Source organism: Oerskovia sp. NPDC060287 (assembly GCF_042726775.1).
Taxonomy (GTDB): Bacteria; Actinomycetota; Actinomycetes; order Actinomycetales; family Cellulomonadaceae; genus Oerskovia; species Oerskovia merdavium.
This window is the reverse complement of sequence record NZ_JBHXBO010000162.1, coordinates 1-9,633: the sequence shown is the minus strand read 5'-3', so window position 1 is coordinate 9,633 and position 9,633 is coordinate 1. Positions and strand designations below refer to the sequence as shown.

Here is a 9,633-nt window from a genome sequence, read left to right as displayed (position 1 = left end):
GTATAAGAGACAGCCTCGCGAGGGGAGCGGCGCCGTCGGGCGTTCGTGGAGCGGGAGACGTGCACCGTGACGCTCGGCCCGGCACACCGGGAGGAGGATCCCCCGGGAACCCGCTAGGCGCGCGCTGCCTGCCCGCGGTCGTCCGCGAAGTCGCCCGTGACGAGGAACGTCACGCGCTTGGCGATCGAGACGCCGTGGTCGCCGAACCGCTCGTAGTAGCGGCCCACGAGCGTCACGTCGACCGTCTCCTGCGGGGTCCCCGTCCAGTCCGGGCCCAGGACCGCCGCGAACGTGTCCTGGTGCAGGTGGTCCAGCAGGTCGTCGTCGCGCTCGACGTTCGCTGCGACCGTCAGGTCACGCGTCGTCAGGAGCGTCGTGGTGCGGCGCGCGACCCGCGTCGCGGCGTCGTGCATCTGGGCGAACGTCCCCTCCAGCAGAGGGTGGATCGCGTGCGCCGGGTAGCGGCCGCGTGCGACCTGGGCGACGTGCCGGGCGAGGTCGCCCATGCGCTCGAGCGTCGCGCTCATGCGCAGCGCGCTCACGACGACGCGGAGGTCGGTCGCGACCGGCTGCTGCTGCGCGAGCAGCAGGACGCAGCGTTCGTCGAGCTCGCGCTCGAGGGCGTCGATCGCGTGGTCGGACGCGATGACGGACTGTGCGAGCTGGAGGTCGGCAGTGAGCAGCGCCGTCCCCGCCCGACTGATGGCAGACTCGACCAAGCGACTCATCTCGGCAAGGTCGTCACCGACCTGCTTGAGCTCGGCCTCGAAGATTTCCCGCATCGCATCCCTTTCATGGTGACCAGCAACCCCCACCATGTCAGGCCAGGTGAACCGGGAGGTGAACGGTCAGGTGAACGACAGGACGCCGCCAGGTGAACTCTTGGGCGCGCCGCACCGGAACCGTCCCGGAACGGGCGCGGACGGTCCGGCGGGGTCCTCTCCGACCGTACGCTGGAACCGTGGAAGGAATCCAGGAGGGCGTCGGGCTGCTCGTCGCCGGGGTCATCGGGCTGCTCGTGGGCGTGTTCGCGACGCTCGCGTTCCGGTTCAGCGAACGCAGCGCCCACCGCATGCCCGACGGGGAGGCCCCCGAGCTCGACGAGGGGCTGGTGCGCGTGCTCGCGGTGCTGCGCTCGGCCGCCGTGGTCCTCGACGGCGAGGGCGAGGTGGTGCGGGCCAGCCCACCGGCCTATGCCTTGGGAGTGGTGCGGGGTGACGCGGTCGTGCATGCCGCGATCCTCGACATGATCGCCGAGGTCCAGCGCGACGGGGTGATCCGCGACGAGGAGCTCGAGCTCCCGCGCGGCCCGGTCGGCCGCGGCATGGTCATGCTCCAGGTCCGCGTCGCGCAGGTCGGCCCGCACCACATCCTCGTGCTCGCCGAGGACCGGACCGAGGCGCGACGCATCGACGCGATCCGCCGTGACTTCGTCGTCAACGTCTCGCACGAGCTCAAGACCCCGGTGGGCGCGCTCGCGCTGCTCGCCGAGACGGTCCAGGACGCCGCGGACGACCCCGTCGCGGTCCGCCGGTTCACCGGACGCATGCAGCAGGAGGCCACGCGCCTGTCCGCGCTGGTCCAGGAGATCATCGAGCTCTCCCGCCTCCAGGTCGCCGGCGCGCTCCAGGCCGTCACGACCGTCCCTGTGCGGGGCGTGGTCGAGGAGTCCGTCGACCGGGCGCGCACCAACGCCCAGGGCAAGGGCATCGTCCTGACGGTCGGAGGCGACCTCGACGCGGTCGTCTACGGCGACCACGCGCTGCTCGTGACCGCGGTCCGCAACCTGCTCGACAACGCGGTCGCCTACTCGGGCGAGAACACGCGCGTCGGGGTCGGCGTGAGCGTCGTCGGAGACCTCGTCGAGATCGCTGTCGTCGACCAGGGCATCGGGATCTCCGCAGGCGAGCAGCAGCGCGTGTTCGAGCGGTTCTACCGGGTCGATCCCGCGCGCTCGCGCGACACGGGCGGCACGGGCCTCGGCCTCAGCATCGTCAAGCACATCGCCGCCGACCACGGCGGCGAGGTGACCATGTGGTCCGAGCCCGGCCGTGGTTCCACGTTCACGCTGCGCATCCCGGCGGCGGACCCGACCGCGGTGGAGGCTTCGCCGTCGGGCACCGAGGGTGCTGAGGACGCAGGCGGCGCAGAGAACGCCGACGGCGCTGCGGGCGCGGAGAGCGCCCGCGGTACCGAGAGCACCCCGGGGCCCGGGGCCCAGGCCCCGGCCGACGTCGCCGCCCACTCCCGGGCGAGCGACCCACAGACCGATCCCTACCCCGGCACGTCCCCCAGAACCAAGGAGGTGGGTGCGTGACGCGCATCCTGGTCGTCGAGGACGAGGAGTCGTACCGCGACCCTCTGACCTATCAGCTGGCCCGCGAGGGCTTCGACGTCGTCGAGGCGGCGACCGGGCCCGAGGCCCTGGCCGCCTACGACGCGGGCGGTGCGGACCTCGTGCTGCTCGACCTCATGCTCCCCGGCCTGAGCGGCACCGAGGTCTGCCGCGAGCTGCGCCAGCGCGGCAACGTGCCCGTCATCATGCTCACGGCCAAGGACTCCGAGATCGACAAGGTCGTGGGGCTCGAGCTCGGTGCGGACGACTACGTGACCAAGCCCTACTCGTTCCGGGAGCTCCTCGCGCGCGTGCGCGCCGTGCTGCGGCGCCAGGGCGGGCCGGAGGCCGCCGCGGGGGAGCCCGAGGACGACGGGGCGCTCGAGGTCGGTCCGGTCAAGATGGACGTCGAGCGGCACACGGTCTCGGTGCACGGCGAGCTCGTCTCGTTCCCGCTCAAGGAGTTCGACCTGCTCGAGCTGCTGCTGCGCAACGCGGGCCGGGTCCTGACGCGCGGGCAGCTCATCGACCGCGTGTGGGGGGCCGACTACGTGGGTGACACCAAGACTCTCGACGTGCACGTCAAGCGCATCCGCTCGAAGATCGAGCCCGACCCGGCGACCCCGCGCTACCTGCTGACGGTGCGTGGGCTGGGCTACAAGGTGGCCGACGGCGACGCGTAGCTCAGGTGCGGTGCCGACCCGTCGGGGCGGGCACCGGCGTGTCCGGGCCGGAGAGCTCGGACGCGCCGCTCAGCCGCCGCTGGTCCCGCCGGGGTCACCGGGCTCGCCGGGGCTACCGGACGTGTCGGGGCTACCGGACGTGCCGGGGCCGCTCGGCTGGTCGCCGCCGGGGCGGCGCCTCGGGCGCCCGCGCAGGGCACCGCGTCGTTCGGGTCCTCGCCGCTCCGCGGCAGGCCTGGGCGCCTGGGGGACGTCGCTGCCGTAGAGCTCGTCCCACTGCTCGGAGATGGTCTCGGTCACGCGGCGCGTGACGTGCTGGGTGAGGACCAGGCGGGCCTGGGCCCGTTCGGCTCGCAGGATCGCGCTGTGCTCCTCGCGCAGCGCGATCACGGTCGACAGGGCCATGCCGATCATGACGACCGAGAACGGCAGGGCGATGAGGATCGCGGCCGTCTGCAGAGCGGTGAGCCCACCCGAGATCAGGAGGGCCATCGCGAGGAGGCCCGACAGCACGGCCCACAGGATGCGGTTCCAGACCGCGGGGTGCGGGTCGCCACCCGAGGTCAGCATCCCGACGACGAACGAGCCCGAGTCGGCCGACGTCACGAAGAACACCCCGATGAGCACGATCGCGAGCACCGTGAGGACCGGGCCGCCCGGCAGGTCGCCCAGGAGCTGGAACAGCACGGTGTCGGTGTCGACGCTCCCGTCGGCGCCTACGAGCCCGCCGTCGCCGAAGATCTGCCGGTAGAGCGCCGAGCCGCCGAAGATCGAGAACCACAGGAACGTCACGAGCGTGGGGACCAGGAGCGTGCCCATGACGAACTCGCGGATGGTGCGCCCGCGCGAGATGCGCGCGATGAAGACGCCCACGAACGGGGCCCACGAGATCCACCAGCCCCAGTAGAAGATGGTCCACGACGACTGCCACTCGAGCCCGGCGTCACCCTGGAAGGCCGTGGTGTCGAACGTCAGGCGGATGACGTTCTGGAGGTAGTACCCCATGGACTGCACGTAGTCGCGCAGGAGGAACAGCGTGGGGCCCACCACGAGCACCGTGAGGGCCAGGACGCCGGCCAGGACCATGTTCCCGTTGGAGAGCCATTTCATGCCGCGCCCCAGGCCCGAGGCGACCGAGAGGGTCGCGACGGCCGTGATCCCGATGATCAGGCCGATCTGGAGCGCCAGGCCCGGCTCGGCGACGTTCAGGAAGCCGAGCCCGGCCCCGATCTGCAGCACACCGAAGCCCAGCGAGGTCGCGACACCGAACACCGTGCCCAGCACCGCGACGACGTCGACCACGTCGCCGAGGCGGCCCTTGACCCGGTCGCCGAGCAGGGGTTCGAGGGCCCACCGGATCGAGACGGGCCGCCCCTTGCGGTGGATCGCGTAGGCGAGCGCGAGGCCCGCGACGACGTAGATCGCCCAGGCGTGCACGCCCCAGTGAAGGTAGCTCTGCCCCATCGCGGCCTGCGCGAGGGCCGCCGGGTCGCCCGTGACGCCCGGCTTGGGCGACGCGTAGTGCGTCAGCGGCTCGGCCGCTCCCCAGTACACGAGCCCGATCCCCATGCCGGTCGCGAACAGCATCGCGAACCACACGGGCAGCCGGAACAGCGGGGTCTCGTCGTCCTTGCCGAGGACGATGTCGCCGAAGCGGCTCAGGCCCATCCACAGCGCGAAGATGACGAACCCGGCCACGATCAGCACGTAGTACCAGCCGAACGCTCCGATCACGTCGGCCTGGAGCGTGCTCAGGACCGCCGTGGTCCCGTCCGTGAACACCATCGCGAGCAGGACGAACAGCAGGATCAGGCCGGCCGCAGGGTAGAAGACGCGGGGGTACATGCGCCCGGGCGGCACGGGGAGGGCCGCGGCGGCGGCCCCGGCCTCGGTGCCCGACGCCGGGGCGGGAGCGGGGGAGGCGGCGCTGTCGCCCGCCGGCGCGGTCCCGTCCTCGCTCGCATCGCTGGTGGGGTGGTCGCTCGTGCCGTCGTCGCTCACGCGAGGTCTCCTGACGTTCGTCCGTGCGGGTCGTGCGGTGCCCGTGAGCGAGGGGCCGACGACGTGCAGGTCCGGCTCGGTCTGCTCGACAACCTGTTCCTGCCAGCGTTCCCGACCTGCCTGGATGAGGCAACCGCTGGCCCCAGGGAGGGGGCCGCGGCGACCCCGTCACAGTGGTTTATCCACAGGCCGCAAGAGTCTGTGCACTGTTCATCTGTCGTTCACCCGGACAACCGGAGCGCGTCACCCGGGCTGCTTAGCGTCGTTGTTGTCACCGGCGCTCGCTGGTGCCGCCCCCGCGTTGAACAGGATGGAAGAAGAGAGTGAAGCTCAGCCGATTCACCCGCGCAGGTTCCGCAGCAGCCGTCGGCATGCTCGCGTTGACGTTGGCAGCGTGCGGCTCGAACAGCACCGACTCCGGTGGCGACGCCACCACTGATGGCGCAGCGAGCGGCTCGACCGAGGACCTCACGGGCACGCTCGCCGGTGCCGGCGCCTCGTCCCAGGAGAAGGCCGTGGCCGGCTGGATCGCCGGCTTCGGCGACATCGCCCCCGGCGTGACCGTCAGCTACGACGCGGTCGGCTCCGGCGGAGGCCGCGAGCAGTTCCTGTCCGGCGCCACGCAGTTCGCCGGCTCCGACGCCGCCCTCAAGGAGGACGAGCTCGCGACCGCGACCGACCGCTGCTTCGGCGGCGAGGCGATCGAGGTCCCGCTCTACATCAGCCCCATCGCCGTGATCTACAACCTGCCCGGTGTCGACACCGAGCACCTCCAGCTCTCGGCCGAGACGCTCGCGAAGATCTTCAACCGCGAGATCACGACCTGGAACGACCCGGCGATCGCCGCGGAGAACGAGGGCGTCGAGCTCCCCGCGACCGCGATCATCCCCGTGAACCGCTCGGACGAGTCCGGCACCACGGAGAACTTCACCGAGTACCTCGCGGCCGCCTCGAACGGCGCCTGGCCGCACGAGGCCAGCGGCGACTGGCCCCTGTCCGGCGGTCAGTCGGGTCAGGGCACCCAGGGTGTCGTCGACACCGTCACGGGTGCCGAGGGCGCCATCGGGTACGCCGACGCCTCGCGCGCCGGTGACCTGGGCACGGTCGCGATCAAGGTCGGCGAGGAGTACGTGCCGTTCTCGCCCGAGGCCGCGGCCAAGGTCGTCGACGCCTCGCCTCGTGCGGAGGACGCGACCGACAAGCGCCTCGTCGTCGAGATCGACCGCACCACGACCGAGGCCGGCGCCTACCCGCTGGTCCTCATCTCCTACTCGATCGCCTGCGACACCTACGACAAGGCCGAGGACGCCGCGAACGTCAAGGCGTACCTGACCTACGTCGCCAGCGAGGAGGGCCAGGCACGCGCTGCCGAGGCCTCCGTCGCCGGCTCCGCCCCGATCTCGGACGCCCTGCGCACCGAGGTCCAGGCAGCGCTCGACTCGATCACCGTCAAGAGCTGATCGCAGAACTGCACACGGTCACACACCCAGGGGCGGGTCGCGTCGAGGCTGTCAGCCTGATGCGGCCCGCCACGGGCGCGTGACTCCCGGATCGTCGTCCTACCACCGCCGCACCTCAGTCATCGGAGCATCAGTGGCCGTCACCTCTCCTCCCTCCACCCGAGCCGGGCTCGGGTCCGAGCCCCAGGTCCCCGCGACCAAGGGCGGCCTGGCCGGCCGGGTCTTCGCCGGCCTGTCGACCGGTGCCGGGATCCTCATCCTCGTGGTCCTCGCCGCGGTGGCCGTGTTCCTCGTCATCGAGGCGTGGCCCGCGCTGACGGCCAGCCCCGAGGAGCTCCAGGAGATCTCCTGGTTCAAGGCGGACTCGCTGCTCGCGTACGTCGGCCCGCTCGTGTTCGGGACGCTGCTCGCCTCGATCCTGGCGCTCGCGATCGCGGTCCCGGTCTCGGTGGGCATCGCGCTCTTCATCTCGCACTACGCGCCACGGCGCCTGGCGCAGGGGCTCGGCTACCTGATCGACCTCCTCGCGGCCATCCCGAGCGTCGTGTACGGCCTGTGGGGCGCCCTGTGGCTGCTCCCGATCCTCAACCCGTTCTTCACGTGGCTGAGCGGGACGCTGGGCTTCATCCCGTTGTTCGCGGGCTACCAGGCCCCGGCCAAGAACATCATGTCGGCCTCGATCGTCCTCGCGGTCATGATCCTGCCGATCATCACGGCGGTCTCGCGCGAGGTGTTCCTCCAGACCCCGGTGCTCCACGAGGAGGCCTCCCTGGCCCTCGGTGCGACGCGCTGGGAGATGGTCCGCATGGCGGTCCTGCCGTTCGGCCGCTCGGGCGTGATCAGCGCCTCGATGCTGGGCCTCGGCCGCGCGCTCGGCGAGACCATGGCCGTGCTCATGGTCATCTCGCCCGGGTTCCTCTACTCGCTGTTCCTCCTCAAGCCGGGGCAGCAGCAGACGATCGCCGCGAACATCGCCTCGAAGTTCCCTGAGGCGAGCGGCCTCGCGGTGAGCACCCTCATCGCGACGGGCCTCGCGCTGTTCGTCATCACGTTCGTCGTCAACATGATCGCGCGCTGGATCATCGCGCGCCGCAAGGAATTCTCGGGAGCGAACTGATGACGGTCACCGACCTCACCCCCGCCACGCCCGGCGTCCCGGACGGCTCGGGCACCGTCCAGCTCGTCGCGACGCAGAAGCGACTGCCGCGCTGGGCGCCGTGGGCCTTCGCCGCGGGCGGCGTGCTCGTCGCGTTCGGCATCCTCGCGGTCACGGGCACCCCGACGATCGCAGGCGTCCTGGGGCTGGGAGCCGTGCTCTACGCCCTGGGCCTCACCATCACCTCGCGCGTCGTCGAGGGCGCCCGCTGGGCCACCGACCGCCTCGCGACCACGCTCGTCACGTTCGCGTTCCTGCTCGCGCTCATCCCGCTGGTCTCGCTCCTGTGGATCGTGGTCACGCGCGGCGCGAAGCTCTTCGGGGCGACGTTCCTGTCGACCGACATGGTCGGCGTCTACGGCGACATGACGAGCGGCGGGATCTGGCACGCGATCGTCGGCACGCTCCTCATCACGGGGGCCGCGACGATCATCTCGGTCCCGATCGGCCTGCTCACCGCGATCTACCTCGTCGAGTACGGGCGCGGCGCCCTGGCCCGCTGGATCACGTTCCTCGTGGACGTCATGACGGGCATCCCGTCGATCGTCGCGGGGCTGTTCGCGTTCTCGCTCTTCACGCTGATCTTCGGCCCGGCGTACCGCGCCGGGATCATGGGCGCGGTCGCGCTGTCGCTGCTCATGACCCCCGTCGTGATCCGTTCGGTCGAGGAGATGCTGCGCCTGGTCCCCAACGAGCTGCGCGAGGCGTCGCTCGCCCTGGGCGTGCCCAAGTGGCTCACGATCGTCAAGGTCGTCCTGCGGACCTCGATCGCGGGCATCGTCACGGGCGTCATGCTCTCGATCGCCCGCGTCATCGGGGAGACGGCACCCCTGCTCCTCACGGTCGGTCTCATCACGCAGGTCAACTGGGACCTCTTCGACGGTCGCATGGCGACCCTCCCGGTCTTCGCCTACCGCCAGTACGAGCAGGGCGGCGTGGGGATCGACCGGGCCTGGGCCGCGGCCCTGACCCTGATCCTGATCGTCATGCTGCTCAACCTGATCGCCCGGCTCATCAGCCGCCTGTTCTCGCCCAAGACCGCTCGCTGAGCCGAGCCCACCAGTCGAGCCGGACCGCGCACCCCGCGCGACCGGCCACCGGAAGGAAGCACATCATGTCCAAGCGAATCGACGTCTCGGACCTCAACGTCTACTACGGGGACTTCCTCGCCGTGGAGGGCGTGACCATGGCGATCGAGCCACGCTCGGTCACGGCCCTGATCGGCCCCTCGGGCTGCGGGAAGTCGACGTTCCTGCGGACGCTGAACCGCATGCACGAGGTCATCCCGGGCGCCCACGTCGAGGGCAAGGCCGTCATGGACGGCCAGGACCTCTACGCGCCCGACGTCGACCCGGTCGCGGTCCGTCGCCAGGTCGGGATGGTCTTCCAGCGTCCGAACCCGTTCCCGACGATGTCGATCAAGGAGAACGTCCTCGCGGGGGTCAAGCTCAACAACAAGCGCATCTCCAAGTCGGACGCGAACGACCTGGTCGAGTCCTCGTTGCAGGGTGCGAACCTCTGGAACGAGGTCAAGGACCGCCTCGACCGTCCGGGTTCCGGACTGTCCGGCGGTCAGCAGCAGCGCCTGTGCATCGCCCGTGCGATCGCGGTGCGCCCGCAGGTGCTCCTCATGGACGAGCCGTGCTCCGCGCTCGACCCGATCTCGACCCTCGCGATCGAGGACCTCATGTCCGAGCTCAAGGACGACTACACGATCGTGATCGTCACGCACAACATGCAGCAGGCGGCCCGCGTGAGCGACCGCACGGCGTTCTTCAACATCGCGGGCACGGGCAAGCCGGGCAAGCTCGTCGAGATGGGGGACACCGCGACGATGTTCTCCTCGCCGACGGTGCAGGCGACCGAGGACTACATCTCGGGCCGCTTCGGGTGATCGGTGCGGTGCCGGCGCGCGGAGTCGGGGGCGCGGCCTCCTGAGGTCCGCGGGCGGCACCCCGGGCGAGATGCACGACGGCGAGGCTCCCCCAGGAGGGGAGC

At 71.1% G+C, this 9,633-nt stretch carries 8 protein-coding genes; 6 read left to right on the top strand and 2 right to left on the bottom strand.

The genetic code is table 11. The features are described 5' to 3' along the window. Positions 1-113: 113 nt before the first annotated feature. Positions 114-782 carry a phosphate signaling complex protein PhoU gene (phoU, locus tag ACFWFR_RS13920; protein ID WP_191802066.1) on the bottom strand — a complete coding sequence of 223 codons (669 nt, stop codon included), beginning with the start codon at positions 780-782 and terminating at the stop codon, positions 114-116. 179 nt (positions 783-961) lie between these two features. Here phoU and ACFWFR_RS13915 point away from each other — a divergent pair, with 179 nt between their 5' ends. Both ACFWFR_RS13915 and ACFWFR_RS13910 read left to right on the top strand, forming a co-directional pair. Further along, on the top strand, positions 962-2,317 hold the full coding sequence (locus ACFWFR_RS13915; RefSeq protein ID WP_377623339.1) for a sensor histidine kinase: 1,356 nt from the start codon (positions 962-964) through the stop codon (positions 2,315-2,317). After that, the gene (locus ACFWFR_RS13910) at positions 2,314-3,018 is read left to right on the top strand and encodes a response regulator transcription factor (RefSeq protein ID WP_191802063.1); all 705 of its coding nucleotides are present in this window, start codon (positions 2,314-2,316) and stop codon (positions 3,016-3,018) included. Before ACFWFR_RS13915 ends, ACFWFR_RS13910 begins: the two co-directional genes overlap by 4 nt. A gap of 69 nt (positions 3,019-3,087) precedes the next feature. On the opposite strand, the gene ACFWFR_RS13905 is transcribed toward ACFWFR_RS13910, so the two are convergent. Further along, positions 3,088-5,019 (bottom strand): BCCT family transporter, encoded by a 1,932-nt coding sequence (locus ACFWFR_RS13905; RefSeq protein WP_377623338.1) that lies wholly within the window; start codon positions 5,017-5,019, stop codon positions 3,088-3,090. Positions 5,020-5,390: 371 nt separating this feature from the next. Here ACFWFR_RS13905 and pstS point away from each other — a divergent pair, with 371 nt between their 5' ends. The 4 genes from pstS to pstB all read left to right on the top strand — a co-directional run bounded on the left by pstS (position 5,391) and on the right by pstB (position 9,529). Beyond that, positions 5,391-6,479 carry a phosphate ABC transporter substrate-binding protein PstS gene (gene pstS / locus ACFWFR_RS13900; protein ID WP_191802244.1) on the top strand — a complete coding sequence of 363 codons (1,089 nt, stop codon included), beginning with the start codon at positions 5,391-5,393 and terminating at the stop codon, positions 6,477-6,479. A 133-nt stretch (positions 6,480-6,612) separates the two neighbouring features. Next, positions 6,613-7,596: a phosphate ABC transporter permease subunit PstC gene (gene pstC / locus ACFWFR_RS13895; protein WP_056645239.1), complete on the top strand. Its 984-nt coding sequence runs from the start codon at positions 6,613-6,615 to the stop codon at positions 7,594-7,596. Beyond that, entirely contained in the window at positions 7,596-8,684 is a 1,089-nt protein-coding gene (pstA, locus tag ACFWFR_RS13890) for a phosphate ABC transporter permease PstA (RefSeq protein WP_191802061.1), read from the top strand. The genes pstC and pstA overlap by 1 nt, the downstream gene beginning before the upstream one ends. A 65-nt stretch (positions 8,685-8,749) precedes the next feature. Beyond that, positions 8,750-9,529, top strand: coding sequence for a phosphate ABC transporter ATP-binding protein PstB (gene pstB / locus ACFWFR_RS13885; protein ID WP_191802059.1), 780 nt, complete (start codon positions 8,750-8,752; stop codon positions 9,527-9,529). Positions 9,530-9,633 lie beyond the last annotated feature (104 nt).